24 protein-coding genes are annotated in these 21,256 nt (G+C 34.3%); all 24 read left to right on the top strand.

Translation table 11 applies throughout. From position 1 onward, the window contains the following. Positions 1 to 205: 205 nt before the first annotated feature. The 24 genes from ML436_10755 to ML436_10640 all read left to right on the top strand — a co-directional run bounded on the left by ML436_10755 (position 206) and on the right by ML436_10640 (position 21,151). Complete coding sequence (locus tag ML436_10755; protein ID UMT77613.1) at positions 206 to 1,465, top strand: UDP-N-acetylglucosamine 1-carboxyvinyltransferase; 1,260 nt, start codon at positions 206 to 208, stop codon at positions 1,463 to 1,465. Positions 1,466 to 1,553: 88 nt separating this feature from the next. Continuing rightward, on the top strand, positions 1,554 to 1,889 hold the full coding sequence (locus ML436_10750; protein ID UMT77612.1) for a helix-turn-helix transcriptional regulator: 336 nt from the start codon (positions 1,554 to 1,556) through the stop codon (positions 1,887 to 1,889). A gap of 234 nt (positions 1,890 to 2,123) precedes the next feature. Then, a complete protein-coding gene (locus ML436_10745; protein ID UMT77611.1) occupies positions 2,124 to 3,551 on the top strand; it encodes an aldehyde dehydrogenase family protein in 1,428 nt (475 codons plus the stop codon). A gap of 246 nt (positions 3,552 to 3,797) precedes the next feature. Then, positions 3,798 to 5,114 carry a transcription termination factor Rho gene (gene rho, locus ML436_10740; GenBank protein ID UMT77610.1) on the top strand — a complete coding sequence of 439 codons (1,317 nt, stop codon included), beginning with the start codon at positions 3,798 to 3,800 and terminating at the stop codon, positions 5,112 to 5,114. 118 nt (positions 5,115 to 5,232) lie between these two features. Then, positions 5,233 to 5,487, top strand: a complete 255-nt coding sequence (locus ML436_10735) for a type B 50S ribosomal protein L31 (GenBank protein ID UMT77609.1) — start codon at positions 5,233 to 5,235, stop codon at positions 5,485 to 5,487. 388 nt (positions 5,488 to 5,875) lie between these two features. Continuing rightward, on the top strand, positions 5,876 to 6,475 hold the full coding sequence (locus tag ML436_10730; GenBank protein ID UMT77608.1) for a thymidine kinase: 600 nt from the start codon (positions 5,876 to 5,878) through the stop codon (positions 6,473 to 6,475). Then, entirely contained in the window at positions 6,476 to 7,552 is a 1,077-nt protein-coding gene (prfA, locus tag ML436_10725; GenBank protein ID UMT77607.1) for a peptide chain release factor 1, read from the top strand. Then, positions 7,539 to 8,375, top strand: coding sequence for a peptide chain release factor N(5)-glutamine methyltransferase (gene prmC / locus ML436_10720; GenBank protein ID UMT77606.1), 837 nt, complete (start codon positions 7,539 to 7,541; stop codon positions 8,373 to 8,375). The genes prfA and prmC overlap by 14 nt, the downstream gene beginning before the upstream one ends. Before the next feature lie 83 nt (positions 8,376 to 8,458). Beyond that, the gene (locus tag ML436_10715) at positions 8,459 to 9,505 is read left to right on the top strand and encodes a threonylcarbamoyl-AMP synthase (GenBank protein UMT77605.1); all 1,047 of its coding nucleotides are present in this window, start codon (positions 8,459 to 8,461) and stop codon (positions 9,503 to 9,505) included. Beyond that, positions 9,502 to 9,921 (top strand): low molecular weight protein arginine phosphatase, encoded by a 420-nt coding sequence (locus ML436_10710; GenBank protein UMT77604.1) that lies wholly within the window; start codon positions 9,502 to 9,504, stop codon positions 9,919 to 9,921. The genes ML436_10715 and ML436_10710 overlap by 4 nt, the downstream gene beginning before the upstream one ends. 107 nt (positions 9,922 to 10,028) lie before the next feature. Further along, positions 10,029 to 10,553: a TIGR01440 family protein gene (locus ML436_10705; protein UMT77603.1), complete on the top strand. Its 525-nt coding sequence runs from the start codon at positions 10,029 to 10,031 to the stop codon at positions 10,551 to 10,553. Between the two features lie 26 nt (positions 10,554 to 10,579). Continuing rightward, entirely contained in the window at positions 10,580 to 11,818 is a 1,239-nt protein-coding gene (locus ML436_10700; GenBank protein ID UMT77602.1) for a serine hydroxymethyltransferase, read from the top strand. A gap of 27 nt (positions 11,819 to 11,845) precedes the next feature. After that, entirely contained in the window at positions 11,846 to 12,475 is a 630-nt protein-coding gene (upp, locus tag ML436_10695) for a uracil phosphoribosyltransferase (protein UMT77601.1), read from the top strand. 23 nt (positions 12,476 to 12,498) lie between these two features. Continuing rightward, positions 12,499 to 13,629, top strand: coding sequence for a UDP-N-acetylglucosamine 2-epimerase (non-hydrolyzing) (gene wecB, locus ML436_10690; protein ID UMT79518.1), 1,131 nt, complete (start codon positions 12,499 to 12,501; stop codon positions 13,627 to 13,629). 63 nt (positions 13,630 to 13,692) lie between these two features. Further along, positions 13,693 to 14,145, top strand: coding sequence for an ATP synthase subunit I (locus tag ML436_10685; GenBank protein UMT77600.1), 453 nt, complete (start codon positions 13,693 to 13,695; stop codon positions 14,143 to 14,145). A 20-nt stretch (positions 14,146 to 14,165) separates the two neighbouring features. After that, positions 14,166 to 14,894, top strand: coding sequence for a F0F1 ATP synthase subunit A (atpB, locus tag ML436_10680; protein UMT77599.1), 729 nt, complete (start codon positions 14,166 to 14,168; stop codon positions 14,892 to 14,894). Between the two features lie 42 nt (positions 14,895 to 14,936). Then, positions 14,937 to 15,149, top strand: coding sequence for a F0F1 ATP synthase subunit C (atpE, locus tag ML436_10675; GenBank protein UMT77598.1), 213 nt, complete (start codon positions 14,937 to 14,939; stop codon positions 15,147 to 15,149). A gap of 197 nt (positions 15,150 to 15,346) precedes the next feature. Further along, positions 15,347 to 15,868 (top strand): F0F1 ATP synthase subunit B, encoded by a 522-nt coding sequence (locus ML436_10670; GenBank protein ID UMT77597.1) that lies wholly within the window; start codon positions 15,347 to 15,349, stop codon positions 15,866 to 15,868. Next, a complete protein-coding gene (locus ML436_10665) occupies positions 15,868 to 16,407 on the top strand; it encodes a F0F1 ATP synthase subunit delta (protein UMT77596.1) in 540 nt (179 codons plus the stop codon). The genes ML436_10670 and ML436_10665 overlap by 1 nt, the downstream gene beginning before the upstream one ends. 21 nt (positions 16,408 to 16,428) lie before the next feature. After that, a complete protein-coding gene (gene atpA / locus ML436_10660; protein ID UMT77595.1) occupies positions 16,429 to 17,937 on the top strand; it encodes a F0F1 ATP synthase subunit alpha in 1,509 nt (502 codons plus the stop codon). A gap of 30 nt (positions 17,938 to 17,967) precedes the next feature. Next, the gene (locus tag ML436_10655; GenBank protein UMT77594.1) at positions 17,968 to 18,834 is read left to right on the top strand and encodes a F0F1 ATP synthase subunit gamma; all 867 of its coding nucleotides are present in this window, start codon (positions 17,968 to 17,970) and stop codon (positions 18,832 to 18,834) included. Positions 18,835 to 18,855: 21 nt separating this feature from the next. Further along, positions 18,856 to 20,268, top strand: a complete 1,413-nt coding sequence (atpD, locus tag ML436_10650) for a F0F1 ATP synthase subunit beta (protein UMT77593.1) — start codon at positions 18,856 to 18,858, stop codon at positions 20,266 to 20,268. A 19-nt stretch (positions 20,269 to 20,287) separates the two neighbouring features. Continuing rightward, positions 20,288 to 20,692, top strand: coding sequence for a F0F1 ATP synthase subunit epsilon (locus tag ML436_10645; protein ID UMT77592.1), 405 nt, complete (start codon positions 20,288 to 20,290; stop codon positions 20,690 to 20,692). 225 nt (positions 20,693 to 20,917) lie between these two features. Beyond that, positions 20,918 to 21,151 carry a DUF1146 family protein gene (locus ML436_10640; protein UMT77591.1) on the top strand — a complete coding sequence of 78 codons (234 nt, stop codon included), beginning with the start codon at positions 20,918 to 20,920 and terminating at the stop codon, positions 21,149 to 21,151. Positions 21,152 to 21,256 lie beyond the last annotated feature (105 nt).

The following is a 21,256-nucleotide window of genomic DNA, read 5'->3' as shown; positions in this document are numbered from 1 at the left end:
ACCAAATAATCAGACTTTAGACCATGGTCAAGCGGGTACGAACATCATATATTAGTAAAGGTAAATTATTAGTTATTAATCAATGGAAAACAAAGAGAGACAAATTTAATGGTTAAAATAAACTATTTTACAAATAAAGTAAAATTAATTTATAATGCTAATAATGCAAAATTTTAAAAAGTAATGAACAAAGGAGATAAATGATATGGCTCAAGAGGTAATAAAAATAAGAGGTGGACGCACGCTGAATGGGGAAGTTAATATCAGTGGTGCGAAAAACAGTGCTGTAGCTATCATTCCTGCAACATTATTAGCTCAAGGACATGTGAAACTAGAAGGATTACCACAAATCTCTGATGTTAAAACGTTAGTAAGTTTATTAGAAGATTTAAATATTAAAGCTACATTAGATGGTACTGAGTTACAAGTAGATACAACTGAAATAAAAAATGCTGTGCTACCTAATAATAAAGTTGAATCATTACGTGCTTCATATTATATGATGGGTGCTATGTTAGGGCGCTTTAAAAAATGTGTAATTGGTTTGCCTGGAGGGTGTCCACTTGGGCCACGTCCAATCGATCAACATATTAAAGGATTTAAAGCTTTGGGAGCTGAAATTGACGAATCAAGCGCAACATCTATGAAAATTGAAGCTAAGGAATTGAAAGGTGCACACATCTTTTTAGATATGGTGAGTGTAGGGGCAACAATCAATATCATGTTAGCAGCAGTCTATGCAACTGGACAAACCGTAATTGAAAATGCTGCAAAAGAGCCAGAAGTTGTCGATGTTGCTAATTTCTTAACAAGTATGGGAGCCAATATTAAAGGTGCAGGTACATCAACGATTAAGATAACTGGCGTTGAGAAATTACATGGGTCTGAGTATCAAGTAATACCTGATCGAATCGAAGCGGGTACATATATGTGTATTGCTGCGGCATGCGGTGAGAATATAATTTTAAATAATATTGTACCGAAACATGTTGAAACATTAACTGCTAAGTTTAGTGAATTAGGTGTCAATGTAGACGTACAAGATGAAAGACTTCGTATTAATAATAATGCACCATATCAATTTGTTGATATTAAGACTTTAGTTTATCCGGGATTTGCGACAGATTTACAACAACCGATTACACCATTACTATTTATGGCTAATGGTCCGTCATTTGTAACGGATACAATCTATCCAGAACGATTTAAACATGTAGAAGAATTAAAACGTATGGGAGCTAATATTGAAGTTGATGAAGGTACAGCGACTATCAAACCTTCAACTTTACATGGTGCTGAAGTTTATGCGAGTGACTTAAGAGCTGGCGCATGTTTAATTATTGCTGGTTTAATTGCAGACGGAGTTACAACAATTTACAATGTAAAACATATTTATAGAGGTTATACGGATATTGTAGAACATCTAAAAGCTTTAGGCGCAGACATTTGGACAGAAACTGTATAGATTATTGTTGTTTTGTGATATAATAATTATACTGAGTTAAAGAAGGGTGTTAATTTACATTCTAATTTTTTGATGAGAGGTGAAGATGATGGAAATATGTCCGTATCTCGAAGAAACTTTTAAAATACTTGGTAGAAGTTGGAATGGATTAATCATTAATTATCTCTCAAGATGTAATGACTGTTCAGCACACTTTTCCGATATGAAAAGAGATTTGAAAACTATAACGCCACGTGCATTAAGTCTCAAATTATCAGAGCTTGCACAGTGGGAGCTAGTAGAAAAACAAATCATTTCTACGAGTCCAGTACAAATTATTTATGTTTTAACTGAAAAAGGTCAAGCGTTAGCAGATGCCTTGCATCCAATTGAAGCATGGGCGCAAACATATGTAGAATTAACAGATCAACGTACTGCTAAATAAGATAGCAATTTATAAATATAATTTTTCTTACTAAACTATTTTCTAGTTATCGTTTTAAATACGATGATTGGAGAATAGTTTTTTATTTTCAAAAGAAGTTTATCTGATTTAAAAATCTAAGTCATTTTATTTTGAAGAATTAAAAGGGAAGCGTATCATTATGAAATGTAATGTTTATATCGTGTACATTACGGATAAATAACATATAAATCATTCTTGAGGAGTGAAAGAATAATGAGAGACTATACAAAGCAATATATTAATGGCGAATGGGTTGAAAGTAATAGTAATGAAACGATAGAAGTTATAAATCCAGCAACTGAAGAAGTAATTGGCAAAGTTGCAAAAGGGAATAAAGAAGATGTTGATAAAGCGGTTGAGGTGGCTGACAGTGTTTATTTAGAATTCCGTCATATGCCTGTAAAAGAAAGACAAGAACTTCTAGATAAAATTGTAAAAGAATATGAAAATAGAAAAGATGATATAGTACAAGCAATTACAGATGAACTAGGTGCACCACTATCATTATCTGAGCGTGTACATTATCAAATGGGGTTAAATCATTTCGTTGCAGCAAGAGACGCTCTAAATACTTTTGAATTTGAAGAACGTCGTGGAGATGATTTAGTTGTTAAAGAAGGTATTGGTGTATCAGGTTTAATTACACCATGGAATTTCCCGACGAATCAAACGTCATTAAAGTTAGCAGCGGCATTTGCAGCGGGTAGTCCAGTGGTACTTAAACCTTCTGAAGAAACACCATTTGCAGCAGTTATTTTAGCAGAAATATTTGATAAAGTTGGTGTTCCTAAAGGCGTATTTAACCTTGTAAATGGTGATGGTGCTGGCGTAGGTAATCCATTATCTGAACACCCTAAAGTTCGTATGATGTCATTTACTGGTTCTGGTCCAACTGGATCTAAAATTATGGAAAAGGCAGCTACTGACTTTAAAAAAGTATCGCTTGAACTTGGTGGCAAGTCACCATATATTGTTTTAGAAGATGTAGATATTAAAGAAGCTGCTAAAGCGACAACAGGAAAAGTAGTTAACAATACTGGACAAGTTTGTACTGCTGGTACGCGTGTGTTAGTTCCAAATCGAATTAAAGATGCATTTTTATCTGAGTTAAAAGCACAGTTTAGTCAAGTACGTGTTGGTAATCCAAGAGAAGAAGGAACGCAAGTTGGTCCTATTATTAGTAAAAAGCAATTTGATCAAGTGCAAAATTATATTAATAAAGGTATTGAAGAAGGTGCTGAATTATTTTATGGTGGTCCTGGTAAACCAGAAGGACTTGAAAAAGGATACTTTGCACGTCCGACAATTTTTATTAATGTCGATAATCATATGACGATTGCACAAGAAGAAATTTTCGGGCCAGTAATGTCAGTTATCACATATAATGATTTAGATGAAGCAATTGAAATTGCTAATGATACTAAATATGGTTTAGCAGGTTATGTCATTGGTAATGATAAAGAAACATTGCGTAAAGTAGCACGTTCTATTGAAGCGGGTACTGTAGAAATCAATGAAGCAGGTAGAAAACCAGACTTACCATTTGGTGGTTATAAGCAGTCTGGATTAGGTCGTGAATGGGGCGACTACGGTATTGATGAATTTTTAGAAGTGAAATCTATTGCAGGTTACTTTAAATAAATTTGATTTTTGAATTAAAAATCACAATAAAACAGTGCACATGACTAATTAAGTTTTGTGTACTGTTTTAATTTTGCAATTTTTATAAATAGATTTTGTAATTAAAATAAAAATTTGCTATAGTTATTCATGTATTTAAAAGGTTGGGGATTAGCATAATGGGATTGTGTTAGCACAGTTGTTTATGCATTGTCATGCCTATCTATTACTTACTAACTAAAAAATAATGAAATGGGTGTAAACTATATGCCTGAAAGAGAACGTACATCTCCTCAGTATGAATCATTCCACGAATTGTACAAGAACTATACTACCAAGGAACTCACTCAGAAAGCCAAAACTCTTAAGTTAACAAACTACAGTAAACTAAATAAAAAAGAACTTGTCCTTGCTATTATGGAAGCACAAATGGAAAAAGATGGTAACTACTATATGGAGGGTATTTTAGATGATATCCAACCAGACGGTTACGGTTTTTTAAGAACAGTTAACTATTCTAAAGGGGAAAAAGATATTTATATCTCTGCGAGTCAAATTCGTCGTTTTGAAATTAAACGTGGCGATAAGGTGACAGGGAAAGTTAGAAAGCCTAAAGACAACGAAAAATATTATGGCTTATTACAAGTTGATTTTGTCAATGATCACAATGCGGAAGAAGTGAAGAAACGTCCACATTTCCAAGCATTAACACCATTGTATCCAGATGAACGAATTTTATTAGAGACTGAAACGAAAAATTATTCAACACGTATAATGGATTTAGTAACACCGATTGGTCTAGGTCAACGTGGTTTAATCGTAGCACCTCCTAAAGCGGGTAAAACGTCGTTGTTAAAAGAAATCGCAAATGCAATTAGTACAAATAAACCAGATGCAAAGCTATTTATTTTGTTAGTTGGCGAGCGTCCTGAAGAGGTAACAGATTTAGAACGCTCAGTAGAAGCTGCTGAAGTCGTTCATTCAACGTTTGATGAACCACCAGAACACCATGTTAAAGTAGCTGAATTATTACTTGAACGTGCCAAGCGTTTAGTAGAAATTGGGGAAGATGTCATTATTTTAATGGATTCTATAACGAGATTAGCACGCGCTTATAACTTAGTTATTCCACCAAGTGGTCGTACATTATCAGGTGGTTTAGATCCTGCATCTTTACACAAACCAAAAGCATTCTTCGGTGCAGCGAGGAATATTGAAGCAGGTGGAAGTTTAACAATACTTGCAACTGCATTAGTTGATACGGGTTCACGTATGGACGATATGATTTACGAAGAATTTAAAGGAACAGGTAACATGGAGTTACATTTAGATCGTAAATTATCTGAACGTCGTATATTCCCAGCTATCGATATCGGCCGAAGCTCAACACGTAAAGAAGAATTGTTGATTAGTAAATCTGAATTAGACACTTTATGGCAACTAAGAAATCTGTTCACTGATTCAACTGACTTCACTGAACGTTTTATTAGAAAGCTTAAAAAGTCGAAGAACAATGAAGACTTCTTCAAACAATTACAAAAATCTGCAGAAGAAAGTACTAAAACAGGTCGTCCGATAATTTAATAAACATCACAACAGGGACTTGCGTTTTATATTAATTACCTTTATAATTACACAGTATTGGGTAAAAACTCACAAATAACTCTGTTCCAGATGGTTCAGGGCAAAGGAGCTGAAAATAATGAAACAAGGAATTCATCCTGAGTATCATCAAGTAATCTTTTTAGATACTACAACAAACTTCAAATTCTTAAGCGGTTCTACAAAAACAACTTCAGAAATGATGGAGTGGGAAGATGGAAAAGAATACCCAGTTATTCGTTTAGATATTTCATCTGATTCACACCCATTCTACACAGGACGTCAAAAATTCGCTGCTGCGGATGGACGTGTGGAACGTTTCAACAAAAAGTTTGGTCTTAAATCAAACGACTAATATAACGATAGTTAAACTGTCTACATCCAATTATGGATATGTAGGCGGTTTTTTTTATGTTTATAGTGTTTATCAATTTAATGAGTTAGTTAAGTGTTTTTACTTTGCGTTGAAAATATAAATATAATTGTGTTTCGTTGAAGATATGACAATCACGAATGAAATGATATATATATATATTTTATTGTTTATTAAAAGTGGTTTATTTGAACATAGACTCAAACGATAATACTAACTTGAAATAAATTCATTCCTCAACGATAGGAATATCTTATTTAACAATATTTTAATGATACACATTATCGATATAATTATGAAAAAGACATTTATGAATAATTGAAATATGATATAATAAAGCGATTATGTTTTGAAAAAGGTGGAACTCTCAATGTATGAAACTTACCATTCCGGTTGGATAGAATGTATTACAGGTAGTATGTTTAGCGGTAAATCCGAAGAACTGATAAGACGATTAAGAAGGGGAATATACGCTAAACAAAAAGTCGTTGTATTTAAACCGGCGATTGATGATCGATATCATAAAGAAAAAGTCGTATCTCATAATGGTAATGCCATTGAAGCGATTAATATTTCTACAGCACGAGAAATTATGATGCATGACTTATCAAATGTTGATGTTATAGGAATAGACGAAGTGCAATTTTTCGATGATGAAATTGTTAGTATTGCAGAAAAATTATCATCTGATGGACACCGTGTTATTGTTGCTGGATTGGATATGGATTTTAGGGGCGAACCGTTCGAACCAATGCCTAAATTGATGGCTGTCAGTGAACAAGTAACGAAACTTCAAGCAGTATGTGCTGTTTGTGGTTCTTCATCTAGTAGAACACAACGATTAATAGATGGTAAACCAGCAAAAATTGACGACCCGATTATTTTAGTGGGTGCCAATGAAAGTTATGAACCACGTTGTCGTGCGCACCATATCGTAGCACCAAGTGACAATAATAAGGAGGAATTATAAGTGTTTGATCAATTAGATATTGTAGAAGAAAGATACGAACAACTTAATGAATTGTTAAGCGATCCAGATGTAGTAAATGATTCAGATAAATTACGTAAATATTCTAAAGAACAAGCGGATTTGCAAAAAACTGTAGATGTTTATAGAAATTATAAATCTAAAAAAGAAGAATTGACTGATATAGAAGAATTATTAAATGAAACAGAAGATAAAGAAGAAATCGAAATGTTAAAAGAGGAAAGCAGTGGTATTAAAGCGGAACTGCCTAATCTTGAAGAAGAGCTTAAAATATTGTTGATTCCAAAAGATCCTAATGACGAAAAAGATGTTATCGTCGAAATTAGAGCTGCAGCAGGTGGAGATGAAGCGGCTATTTTCGCAGGTGATTTAATGCGTATGTATTCAAAGTATGCTGAATCACAAGGATTTAAAACTGAAATAGTGGAAGCATCTGAAAGTGACCATGGTGGTTATAAGGAAATTAGTTTCTCAGTATCCGGTAATGGTGCATACAGTAAATTGAAATTTGAAAATGGTGCACACCGTGTTCAACGTGTTCCAGAAACTGAATCAGGCGGGCGTATTCATACTTCAACAGCAACAGTTGCAGTTTTACCTGAAGTTGAAGATGTAGAAATCGAAATTCGCAATGAAGATTTAAAAATAGATACGTATCGTTCAAGTGGTGCGGGTGGTCAGCACGTCAATACAACTGACTCTGCAGTACGTATTACCCATTTGCCAACAGGCGTAATCGCGACATCTTCTGAGAAATCTCAAATTCAAAACCGTGAAAAAGCGATGAAAGTGTTGAAAGCACGTCTATATGATATGAAAGTTCAAGAAGAACAACAAAAATATGCTTCTCAACGTAAATCGGCAGTTGGTACTGGAGATCGTTCAGAGCGTATTAGAACATACAACTATCCGCAAAGCCGTGTAACAGACCATCGTATCGGACTTACGCTTCAAAAACTTGGCCAAATAATGGAAGGTCATTTAGAAGAAATTATTGATGCACTGACTTTATCAGAGCAAACAGATAAATTGAAAGAACTTAACAATGGTGAATTATAAAGAGAAGTTAGATGAAGCAATTCAATTAGCGCAGAAAAAAGGATTTGAACAAACACGAGCAGAATGGCTAATGTTAGATGTATTTCGATGGACACGTACTGACTTTGTTGTACACATGCATGAAGAAATGCCTAAAGCAATGATTATGAAATTTGATTTAGCTCTTCAACGAATGCTTTTAGGAGAGCCAGTTCAGTATATTGTAGGCTTTGCTTCGTTTTTTGGAAGAACTTTTGAAGTAAATACAAATTGTCTAATACCAAGACCTGAAACTGAAGAAGTTATGTTGCATTTTTTACAACAATTGAAAGATGGTGCAACAATTGCTGATATCGGAACAGGAAGTGGAGTGCTCGCGGTTACATTGAAATGTGAAAAGCCAGACTTAAATGTTATCGCCACTGATATTTCTCTTGATGCGCTTAATATTGCGCGTGTTAATGCAGAGAAAAATCAAACACACATTCAATTTTTAATGGGAAATGCATTGAAGCCGTTGATAAAGAAAGGTATTAAGTTAAATGGTTTAATTTCAAATCCTCCATATATTGACGAAAAGGATATGGATTCGATGTCACGAACAGTGACAAAGTTTGAACCGCATCAAGCTTTATTTGCTGATAATCATGGATATGCGATTTATGAATCAATCATTGAAGATTTACCATACGTCATTGAACCTAGAAGCCCAATAGTGTTTGAAATTGGGTACAATCAAGGAGAGACACTCAAAGAACTTATTTCGAAAAAATATCCGGATAAAAATATTGATATTATTAAAGATATAAACGGTCAAGACAGAATCGTTTCATTTATATGGTGATTAAAAGTTATGCGCTTACGATGTATAGTTAAGTGCATAGCTTTTTGCTTTGTATTATGATAAATAAGAAAGGTGTGATTAAGGTGGATACTAAAATTTGGGATGTTAGAGAATATAATGAAGATTTACAGCAATATCCTAAAATTAATGAAATAAAAGACATAGTATTAAATGGTGGATTAATTGGATTGCCAACCGAAACAGTTTATGGGCTTGCAGCAAATGCGAAAGATGAACAAGCTGTAACTAAAATATATGAAGCTAAAGGACGCCCGTCTGATAACCCACTTATTATTCATATACACAGTAAAGATCAATTAGAAGATTTTACATATGCTATAGATGAACGTATAGAGAAATTAATGAATGCATTTTGGCCTGGGCCGATTTCATTTATATTACCATTAAAGAAAGGTTATTTATGTTCAAAAGTTTCGGGTGGATTATCATCAGTAGCAGTTAGGATGCCGAGTCATTCTGTTGGAAGACAATTATTACAAATTATAAATGAACCGTTAGCTGCGCCAAGTGCAAATTTAAGTGGTAGACCTTCACCAACAACATTTAAACATGTTTTTCATGATTTGAATGGACGTATTGATGGCATTGTGCAAGCAGAACAAAGTGAAGAAGGATTAGAAAGTACAGTATTAGATTGCACATCTTTTCCTTATAAAATTGCCAGACCTGGTTCTATTACAGCATCAATGATTACAGAAATAATTCCAAATAGTGTCAGTCATGCTGATTACAATGATACTGAAAAGCCAATTGCACCGGGCATGAAATATAAACATTATGCACCTAATACACCGTTAACGATTATTACTGAACTTAACAGCAATATTGGTAATGATGAAGAAGATTGGTCGTCTATAACTTTTATAGTCCCTAAATCTAAAGGTCACTTTATACCTAACAAAGCACATGTTATTTATTTATGCCAAGATGAAAAAGATATTAAACAAGCTAATCATAATCTATATGAAGTGTTACATTCATTAGATGAAAATGATTCAATCAAACAAGCTTATATTTATGGATTTGATTTAAATGATCAGAGTGAGGCAATAATGAATCGTATGATAAAAGCAGCAGGAAATCGTTTTATTAAAGGATGCGAACTATGAATATTATATTTGTCTGCACAGGAAATACATGTCGTAGTCCTCTAGCTGAAAGTATTGCAAAAGAAATTATGCCAAATGAGCACTTTGAATCTCGAGGATTATTCGCTTTGGATAATCAAGAAGTCGCCCGTCATGTTATAGATATCATACATGAGTACAATTTAGTAGAACCAACTTTATCACAACAATTTAGTGAACAAGATTTAAAAGCAGATATTATTTTGACTATGTCACGTTCGCATAAAGAAGTGATTTTCACGCAATATGGATTTCAAGACAATGTATATACTTTGCATGAATATGTTGAAGAAGTTGGTGAAGTTGTGGATCCATATGGTGGTTCAAGAGAAATTTATCAATACACATATGATGAACTTACAAAGTTAATTTTAAAATTAAAAGAAAATATTTGCTAAAAGGAATTCTGTATAATTAGTATATGTTAACAGTTAAATAAGTTATAATAGAGGAGTGTAGCACTTTGCTATATTCCTTTTTTATTTTTACGGAAGGGTGGGTTTTTATGAAAGATTTGACAATGTTACTAGACGAATTAAAAGAAATGTCTTTTTTCAAAAAGGGAGACATTTGTTTAATTGGATGTTCAACTTCTGAAGTTATTGGTGAAAGAATAGGAACAGTTGGTTCAATGGACGTAGCAGAATCTATTTTTAACGCATTGGATGTTGTGAGTAAAGAGACAGGCGTTTCTTTCGCGTTTCAAGGATGTGAACATATAAATAGAGCTATAACAATAGAAAGATCTCATTTTAATCCATTAACAATGGAAGAAGTTTCCGTTGTTCCAGATGTACATGCTGGTGGTAGTTTAGCGACATACGCATATCAGCATATGAAGGATCCAATCGTGGTCGAGTATATTACTGTGCCATGTGGTATTGATATTGGTCAAACATTGATAGGCATGCATATCAAACATGTTTGCGTACCAGTTAGAACATCAGTGAAACAAGTGGGGCAAGCATTAGTGACTATTGCAACATCAAGGCCGAAAAAGATTGGTGGCGAACGTGCTAAATACCAATAAGTTTTTTTGAAAGAAGGGGAGATTATATGTCTTATATCACCAAACAGGATAAAGTTATCGCAGAAGCAATCGAGAGAGAATTTCAGAGACAAAATAGCAACATTGAGTTAATAGCATCAGAAAATTTTGTATCGGAAGCAGTTATGGAAGCACAAGGTTCAGTCTTAACTAATAAATATGCTGAAGGCTATCCAGGACGCCGATATTATGGTGGTTGTGAGTTTGTAGATGTTACTGAAACTATTGCTATCGATCGTGCCAAAGCACTATTTGGAGCTGAACATGTAAATGTTCAACCACATTCAGGATCACAAGCGAATATGGCAGTGTACCTTGTTGCTCTAGAAATGGGAGACACAGTTTTAGGTATGAATTTAAGCCATGGTGGTCATTTAACACACGGTGCTCCAGTAAACTTTAGTGGAAAATTCTACAATTTTGTTGAATACGGTGTGGATAAAGATACTGAACTTATCAATTATGATGAAGTTCGTAAATTAGCACTGAAACATAAGCCTAAACTTATCGTAGCTGGTGCATCAGCTTATTCAAGAACAATTGATTTTAAAAAGTTCAAAGAAATTGCAGATGAAGTAAACGCTAAGTTAATGGTAGACATGGCACATATCGCAGGTTTAGTAGCGGCAGGGTTGCATCCGAATCCAGTAGAATATGCCGATTTTGTAACAACTACAACACATAAAACATTACGTGGACCACGTGGTGGTATGATTTTATGTAAGGAAGAATATAAAAAAGACATAGATAAAACAATCTTCCCTGGTATTCAAGGTGGACCTCTTGAACATGTTATTGCAGCAAAAGCAGTTGCATTTGGTGAAGCACTAGATAATAATTTTAAAACATATCAAGAGCAAGTGATTAAAAATGCAAAAGTCCTTGCTGAAACTTTGATTAAAGAAGGATTTAGAATTGTTTCTGGTGGTACAGATAATCATTTAGTAGCTGTTGATGTAAAAGGATCTATAGGACTTACTGGTAAAGAAGCTGAAGAAACATTAGATTCAGTTGGTATCACATGTAACAAAAATACCATTCCGTTTGATCAAGAAAAACCTTTTGTAACGAGTGGTATACGTTTAGGTACACCTGCTGCAACAACGCGTGGTTTCGATGAAAAAGCGTTTGAGGAAGTTGCGAAAATCATCAGTTTAGCTTTGAAAAATAGTAAAGATGAAGAAAAATTGCAACAAGCTAAAGAACGCGTTGCGAAATTAACAGCTGAATATCCTCTATATCAATAAACATACACAAAGATAGGAGTAATTTTTATGAGTAAAGTACACGTTTTCGATCATCCATTAATTCAACACAAATTAAGCTATATTAGAGACGTAAATACAGGTACTAAAGAATTTAGAGAACTTGTAGACGAAGTTGGTATGTTGATGGCATATGAAGTTACTAGAGACTTAGAGCTTCAAGATGTTGATATTGAAACGCCTGTGACGAAAATGACAGCTAAACGTTTAGCTGGTAAAAAGTTAGCTATCGTTCCAATTTTAAGAGCTGGATTAGGTATGACAGATGGTATTTTAAGTTTAGTACCTGCGGCAAGAGTTGGACATATCGGTTTATATCGTGATCCAGAGACTTTAAAAGCCGTAGAGTATTTCGCTAAATTACCTCAAGATATAACCGAAAGACAAATTATAGTGGTTGATCCTATGTTAGCAACAGGCGCATCAGCAATTGAAGCAATTACTTCATTAAAGAAACGTGGCGCTAAAAATATTCGCTTCATGTGTCTAATTGCGGCACCAGAAGGCGTAGAAAAAATGCAGGAAGCACATCCAGATGTAGACATTTATATTGCTGCACTTGATGAAAAACTAAATGATAAAGCATATATCACACCAGGTCTAGGCGACGCTGGAGATAGATTGTTTGGTACTAAATAGAAGAATCGGAGATAAGTAGTTTGATGAAAAAGATTATGACCGTATTTGGAACAAGACCCGAAGCCATAAAGATGGCTCCTTTAGTTAAAGCTTTGGAAAAAGATGACATGCTAGAGCCAATAGTTGTAGTTACAGCACAGCATAGAGAAATGCTTGATTCAGTATTAAAAACTTTTGAAATCAAACCAAAATACGATTTGAATATTATGAAATCAGGACAGACACTTTCTGAAATTACTTCAAAATCGATTACTCAATTAGAACAAGTCATCCACTTAGAAAAGCCAGATATGGTACTTGTTCATGGTGATACGATGACTACATTTGCAGGTGGATTGGCAGCATTTTATAATCAAGTGCCAGTTGGACATGTAGAAGCAGGTTTAAGAAGCTATGACAAATATTCACCTTTTCCAGAGGAAATAAATAGACAACTAGTCGGAGTTATAGCTGATTTGCATTTTGCACCAACTAAAAATGCAGCAAGACACTTATTAAATGAAGGCAAAAAGTCAGAAAGTGTTGTTGTCACTGGTAATACAGCAATTGACGCTATGAAATACACAGTTGATGAAGATTATAAATCAAATATTATCGATCAATACCGCGATAAAAAATTTATTCTTATGACAGCACATCGTCGTGAAAATATTGGGATACCAATGGAAAACATTTTTAAAGCGGTTAAACGTTTAGTAGATGAAAATACAGATTTAGCATTAGTGTATCCAATGCATAAAAATCCGCAAGTTCGTAAAGTGGCGCAAAAGATTTTAGGAAACCATGAAAGAATTGAATTAATTGAGCCATTAGATGTATTAGACTTTCACAATTTTGCTAAACAAGCATATTTTATTTTAACAGACTCGGGTGGTATACAAGAAGAGGCGCCATCATTCAACAAGCCTGTCCTAGTATTACGTAACGTTACAGAGCGTCCTGAAGGTGTTGAAGCTGGTACATTAAAAGTAGTTGGTACGAATGAAGAAGATGTATATCAAGCTACAAAACAATTGATTAATGATAATAGAATGTATCATCAAATGTCAGAAGCACATAATCCATATGGTGATGGATTTGCTTCAGAAAGAATAGTAAATCATATTAAGTATTATTTGAATTTAATCACTGAAAAACCAAGCGATTTCAATTAAAAGAGACTTTATGACAAAATGTGTCTAAATTGTGCCCGGCTATGCTTATTTTTTTACAACAATTTGAATAGAATTGACACCACAAATCGCCTATATTATCATTTAATTTGTATGAGTGGAACGGTTTTCATGATTGATATCAGTCACACGGAGGCATATAAAATGAGTCGTTTCTACAACACTTTTAAACAGTTCATTCAATATTATTTTTATATAATCATAATATTGGCAGGATTGTACTTGTTTATACACCATGCATTTATCTTAGGATTAATCATTGGTGTTACTGGTTCTGCAATCAATACATTTGTATTTGAAAGCTATTTAGCCAAGTCTAAAAGGCCAGACACTATACATATTTCGACCGGAAATATGTGGCGATACTTAGTTGCAATTATCGCCTGTATGATTTGGTACTTTAATAAATCGCATGTAAGTATAATCGGTATCATTATTGGTTTAATGATTTCATATGTTGTAGTTATCATACGTCCTTTACTAAAGGTGAGCAAATAAATTAAGAAAGAGGTGAGATTATGGATCACAAATCCCCGCTCGTGAGTTGGAATTTATTCGGTTTCGATATCGTTTTCAATTTATCAAGTATATTGATGATACTTGTTACGGCGTTTCTTGTTTTTCTACTTGCTATCATTTGTACGCGTAATTTGAAAAAAAGACCAACTGGCAAACAAAATTTCGTTGAATGGATTTTTGATTTCGTGAGGGGAATCATTGAAGGTAACATGGCTTGGAAAAAAGGTGGTCAATTCCACTTCTTAGCGGTAACGCTGATTCTGTACATTTTTATAGCTAATATGTTAGGTCTTCCGTTTTCAATAGCGACAAAAGACCACACATTATGGTGGAAATCACCAACAGCTGATGCAACAGTTACATTAACATTGTCTACAACGATAATACTGTTAACTCACTTTTATGGAATTAAAATGCGTGGCACGAAACAATATCTTAAAGGTTACGTACAGCCATTTTGGCCATTGGCAATCATTAATGTGTTTGAAGAATTCACTTCAACATTAACACTTGGTCTACGTTTGTACGGTAACATTTTTGCAGGTGAGATACTATTAACGTTACTTGCTGGCTTATTCTTTAACGAACCAGCATGGGGTTGGATTATTAGTATCCCAGGTTTAATTGTTTGGCAAGCATTTTCAATATTTGTAGGAACAATCCAAGCATATATCTTTATTATGCTTTCGATGGTTTATATGTCACATAAAGTGGCAGATGAACACTAAAATTTTCAATAATTATATACAATCACAGGAGGAAATTAAATTATGAATTTAATCGCAGCAGCAATCGCAATTGGTTTATCAGCATTAGGAGCAGGTATCGGTAACGGTCTTATCGTTTCAAGAACAGTTGAAGGTGTAGCACGTCAACCAGAAGCACGTGGTCAATTAATGGGTATCATGTTCATTGGTGTAGGTTTAGTTGAGGCATTACCTATCATCGGTGTAGTAATTGCATTCATGACATTTGCTGGATAATTAACAGATAAAGAGGTCGGGACAAAGCGGATAGGATACAAATACAAATGTATTTAAAGTAGTGTCTATGTGCAGTAATCGAATTGCAAAGATATGAAATACTACATACCTATCGCATGAATTCAGAAGGTCCTAACCTCATTCGTTTTTCTAAATAACACTAGCGATTATTTTAATGAAAGGAGTGTCATGAACCCGTGACTGAAACAGCTAACTTATTCGTTCTTGGTGCAGCTGGAGGCGTTGAGTGGGGTACTGTGATTGTACAGGTCCTAACTTTCATCGTATTACTTGCGTTACTTAAAAAGTTCGCATGGGGTCCATTAAAAGATGTAATGGATAAACGTGAAAGAGATATTAACAGAGATATCGATGACGCAGAACAAGCAAAGTTAAATGCACAAAAACTTGAAGAAGAAAATAAACAAAAACTTAAAGAAACACAAGAAGAAGTTCAAAAGATTTTAGAAGATGCTAAGGTTCAAGCACGACAACAGCAAGAACAAATTATTCATGAAGCTAACGTACGCGCAAACGGTATGATTGAAACAGCTCAAAGTGAAATCAATAGCCAAAAAGAACGTGCCATTGCTGATATTAATAATCAAGTATCTGAACTATCAGTGTTAATTGCTTCTAAAGTACTTAGAAAAGAAATTTCTGAACAAGACCAAAAAGCATTGGTTGACAAGTATCTAAAAGAGGCAGGCGATAAATAATGGTAAAAGTAGCTAATAAGTATGCTAAAGCATTATTTGACGTGTCATTAGATACAAATAATTTGGAGACTATTAATGAAGAATTAACAGTCATTAACGAAGCAGTAAAAGATAAAATTGAGCAATTAAAAATGGTTGATAGTAATCCTACTCAAACTGCGGAACAACGTCGTGAGTTAATAAGTGGTGTGTTTACAGAAACTAACCCATATATTAAGAACATGATGTATGTGTTAGCTGATAATAGACATATCTCATTAATTGGTGATGTTTTTAAAGCTTTCCAAAGTTTATATAATAGATACTATAATCAAGATTTTGCGACAATTGAGTCAACATATGAATTGAGTCAAGAAGAGTTAGATAAGATTGTCAAACTGGTAACTCAACAAACAAAGTTATCTAAAGTAATTGTAGATACTAAAATTAATCCAGATTTAATTGGTGGATTTAGAGTTAAAGTCGGCACAACTGTACTAGATGGTAGTGTTAGAAATGATCTTGTCCAATTACAAAGAAAATTTAGAAGAGCTAATTAATAATAAAGAGGAGTGACATAGATGGCCATAAAAGCTGAAGAAATCAGTGCATTACTTCGCTCACAAATTGAAAATTATGAGTCAGAAATGTCCGTAACTGATGTAGGTACTGTATTACAAATTGGTGATGGTATTGCATTAATTCACGGATTAAATGACGTTATGGCTGGTGAGCTAGTAGAATTCCATAACGGCGTACTTGGTTTAGCACAAAACCTTGAAGAGTCAAATGTGGGTGTGGTTATTTTAGGACCATACACAGATATTACTGAAGGTGATGAAGTTAAACGTACTGGTCGTATCATGGAAGTACCAGTAGGTGAAGAACTAATCGGAAGAGTTGTAAACCCATTAGGACAACCTATTGATGGACAAGGACCGATTAACACAACTAAAACGCGTCCAGTAGAGAAAAAAGCTACTGGTGTAATGGATCGTAAATCAGTTGATGAACCATTACAAACAGGTATCAAAGCAATCGATGCTTTAGTACCAATTGGTAGAGGTCAACGTGAGTTAATTATAGGTGACCGTCAAACAGGTAAAACAACAATTGCCATTGATACAATTTTAAACCAAAAAGATCAAGGTACAATTTGTATTTATGTCGCTATTGGTCAAAAAGACTCAACAGTAAGAGCAAACGTTGAAAAATTAAGACAAGCAGGTGCTTTAGACTACACAATCGTAGTAGCAGCATCAGCTTCTGAACCTTCACCGCTACTTTATATTGCGCCATATTCAGGTGTAACAATGGGTGAAGAATTTATGTTCAACGGTAAACATGTTTTAATCGTTTATGATGATTTAACAAAACAAGCAGCAGCATACCGTGAGTTATCATTATTATTACGTAGACCTCCAGGTCGTGAAGCATACCCAGGTGACGTATTCTACTTACATAGTAGATTATTAGAAAGAGCAGCAAAATTAAACGATGAATTAGGTGGCGGTTCTATTACTGCATTACCAATTATCGAAACGCAAGCTGGTGATATTTCAGCTTATGTACCAACAAACGTTATTTCTATTACAGATGGACAAATCTTCTTACAATCTGATTTATTCTTCTCAGGTGTAAGACCAGCGATTAATGCCGGACAATCTGTATCTCGTGTTGGTGGTTCTGCACAAATTAAAGCAATGAAAAAAGTTGCTGGTACATTACGACTTGACTTAGCGTCTTACAGAGAACTTGAGTCATTCGCGCAATTTGGTTCAGACCTTGATGAATTTACAGCAAGTAAATTAGAACGTGGTAAACGTACGGTTGAAGTTTTAAAACAAGACCAAAACAAACCATTACCAGTTGAATATCAAGTGTTAATCATTTATGCATTAACAAAAGGATATTTAGATGATATTCCTGTTGTAGATATCACACGTTTTGAAGACGAGTTAAACCACTGGGCAGAAACAAATGCTACTGAACTGTTAAATGAAATCAGAGAAACTGGTGGCTTACCAGCTGCTGAGAAGTTCGACACAGCTATTAACGAATTCAAAAAAAGCTTTAGCAAATCTGAATAATAAACAAGTTTAGTATAAGGTGGTGAGATAGTGGCTTCTCTTAAAGAAATAGATACTCGAATAAAATCAACCAAAAAAATGAAGCAGATTACGAAGGCGATGAACATGGTATCAAGTTCAAAACTTCGTAGAGCTGAAAAAAATACAAAACAATTCACACCATATATGGATAAAATGCAAGATGCAATTACTGCAGTTGCAGGTGCAAGTAGCAATACAAACCATCCAATGCTAAGACCTCGTAAAATAACTAGAAGTGGTTATTTAGTTATCACAAGTGATAAAGGTTTAGCTGGTGCATATAGTGCAAATGTACTTAAGAAATTGATTACTGATATTGAAGCGAAACATCAAGATAGTAGCGAATACAGTATTGTAGTTTTAGGACAACAAGGTGTTGATTTCCTAAAAAATAGAGGTTATGACATTGAGTATTCTCAAGTGGACGTACCTGATCAACCTTCTTTCAAATCTGTTCAAGCACTAGCTAACCATGCTATAGACTTATACAGTGAAGAAGAAATTGATGAATTAAATATATACTATAGTCATTATGTCAGTGTTCTTGAAAACAAACCAACATCTAGACAAGTATTACCATTATCTCAAGAAGATTCTAGTAAGGGACATGGTCATTTATCATCTTATGAATTTGAACCTGATAAAGAATCTATCTTAAGTGTAATCTTGCCTCAATATGTTGAGAGTTTGATTTATGGAACGATTTTAGATGCAAAAGCAAGTGAGCATGCAACGCGTATGACTGCGATGAAAAATGCAACTGACAATGCAACTGAACTTATTGATGACTTATCATTAGAATATAACAGAGCGAGACAAGCTGAAATTACACAACAAATTACTGAAATTGTTGGTGGTTCTGCAGCGCTTGAATAATATTTAAAGGAGGAAAATAGCATGGGAATTGGCCGTGTAACTCAAGTTATGGGTCCTGTAATTGATGTTCGTTTTGAACATAACGAAGTTCCTAAAATTAACAATGCCTTGGTTATTGATGTACCTAAAGAAGAAGGTACTGTACAACTAACATTAGAAGTTGCGCTGCAATTAGGTGACGACGTTGTTCGTACTATTGCGATGGATTCAACTGATGGTGTCCAAAGAGGTATGGATGTAAAAGATACAGGCAAAGAAATTAGTGTGCCTGTTGGTGACGAAACATTAGGTCGAGTATTTAATGTGTTAGGTGAAACAATTGACCTTAAAGAAGAAATTAGTGATTCTGTTCGTCGTGATCCAATCCATCGTCAAGCACCAGCATTTGATGAACTTTCAACAGAAGTTCAAATTTTAGAAACTGGTATTAAAGTAGTAGACTTATTAGCCCCTTACATCAAAGGTGGTAAAATTGGATTATTCGGTGGTGCCGGTGTAGGTAAAACTGTATTAATTCAAGAATTAATCAATAACATCGCTCAAGAGCATGGTGGTATTTCAGTATTCGCTGGCGTAGGTGAACGTACACGTGAAGGTAATGATTTATACTTCGAAATGAGCGATAGTGGTGTAATCAAGAAAACTGCCATGGTATTCGGTCAAATGAATGAACCACCTGGTGCGCGTATGCGTGTTGCTTTATCTGGTTTAACAATGGCTGAATATTTCCGTGATGAACAAGGTCAAGACGTATTATTATTCATAGATAACATTTTCAGATTTACACAAGCTGGTTCAGAGGTATCTGCATTATTAGGTCGTATGCCTTCTGCCGTAGGTTACCAACCAACACTTGCAACTGAAATGGGACAATTACAAGAACGTATTACGTCTACAACAAAAGGATCAGTTACATCTATTCAAGCGGTATTCGTACCTGCCGATGACTATACTGACCCAGCACCAGCGACTGCGTTTGCGCATTTAGATGCAACAACAAACTTAGAACGTAAATTAACTGAGATGGGTATTTATCCTGCCGTGGATCCATTAGCGTCTACATCAAGAGCATTGGAACCATCTATTGTAGGTCAAGAGCATTATGAAGTAGCACGTGATGTACAATCAACACTTCAAAAATATCGTGAGTTACAAGATATTATTGCTATCTTAGGTATGGATGAATTATCTGATGAAGATAAGCAAACAGTTGAACGTGCACGTAGAATTCAATTCTTCTTATCTCAAAACTTCCACGTTGCGGAACAATTTACTGGTCAAAAGGGATCTTATGTACCTGTTAAAACAACAGTTGCCAACTTTAAAGATATCTTAGATGGTAAGTATGATCATATTCCAGAAGATGCATTCCGTTTAGTTGGTAGCATGGATGATGTTATTGCAAAAGCTAAAGATATGGGTGTTGAAGTATAACAATTAGGAGGAATGGATAATGAATACATTAAACCTAGATATTGTCACTCCTAATGGTTCTGTTTACGATCGTGATAATGTTGAACTCGTAGTTATGCAAACAACAGCGGGTGAGATAGGTGTCATGAGTGGACATATTCCAACTGTAGCTGCTTTAAAAACAGGCTTTGTAAAAGTGAAATTTCACGATGGAACTGAATACATTGCTGTAAGCGATGGCTTTGTTGAAGTTAGAAAGCATAAAGTTTCAATCATTGTTCAAACTGCAGAAACTGCAAGAGAAATTGATGTTGAAAGAGCCAAATTAGCCAAAGCAAGAGCAGAGTCTCACTTGGAAAATGATGACGACAATACTGATATTCATAGAGCCGAAAGAGCTTTAGAGAGAGCAAATAACCGTTTGCGTGTGGCTGAATTAAAATAGAAAACAAAGGGTCGAAGGTGTGATTGCATATCTTCGACCCTTTTTTTAAACACAATCAAATACATTTTATTTAATTTGTTTGAAAACATCGTAACTATGATTTTTATGTAAAAAGAATTATATCGTAAATAAGCATAATCTTTATTAAAAACGGGTAATAAACTTTGTATCATTATTTAATCATTTCATGTACAATGTAATACAGTAATCTTATGAGGTGATAAAATGGATTATATCGGACAATATGCAATTATCCATTTAGTGTTACATGTAGTATGTATTTGCATTGCCTATTGGGCATTGCAATCAATTAGATTAGATCAATTTTTCAAAAAAGGCTATTCAGCACAACTTCAAGTTTGCTTGATATTTGTTGCTATTTTATTAGGTACTGCAGTAAGCAATTTTATTGTAGATTTGTTACAATACTCGACGCAGGTAAAATATTTAATAAAATAAGACTAGCTCTGTTATTTGTAATCAAAACTAGATATAATTAAATAATGATTAAAAATAATTTTAAAATAGGGAAATGTAAAAGTAATAGGAGTTCTTAGTGGAGGA

The organism is Staphylococcus roterodami, assembly GCA_022493055.1.
GTDB classification, from domain to species: domain Bacteria; phylum Bacillota; class Bacilli; order Staphylococcales; family Staphylococcaceae; genus Staphylococcus; species Staphylococcus singaporensis.
This window is presented reverse-complemented; position numbering and strand designations above follow the sequence as displayed.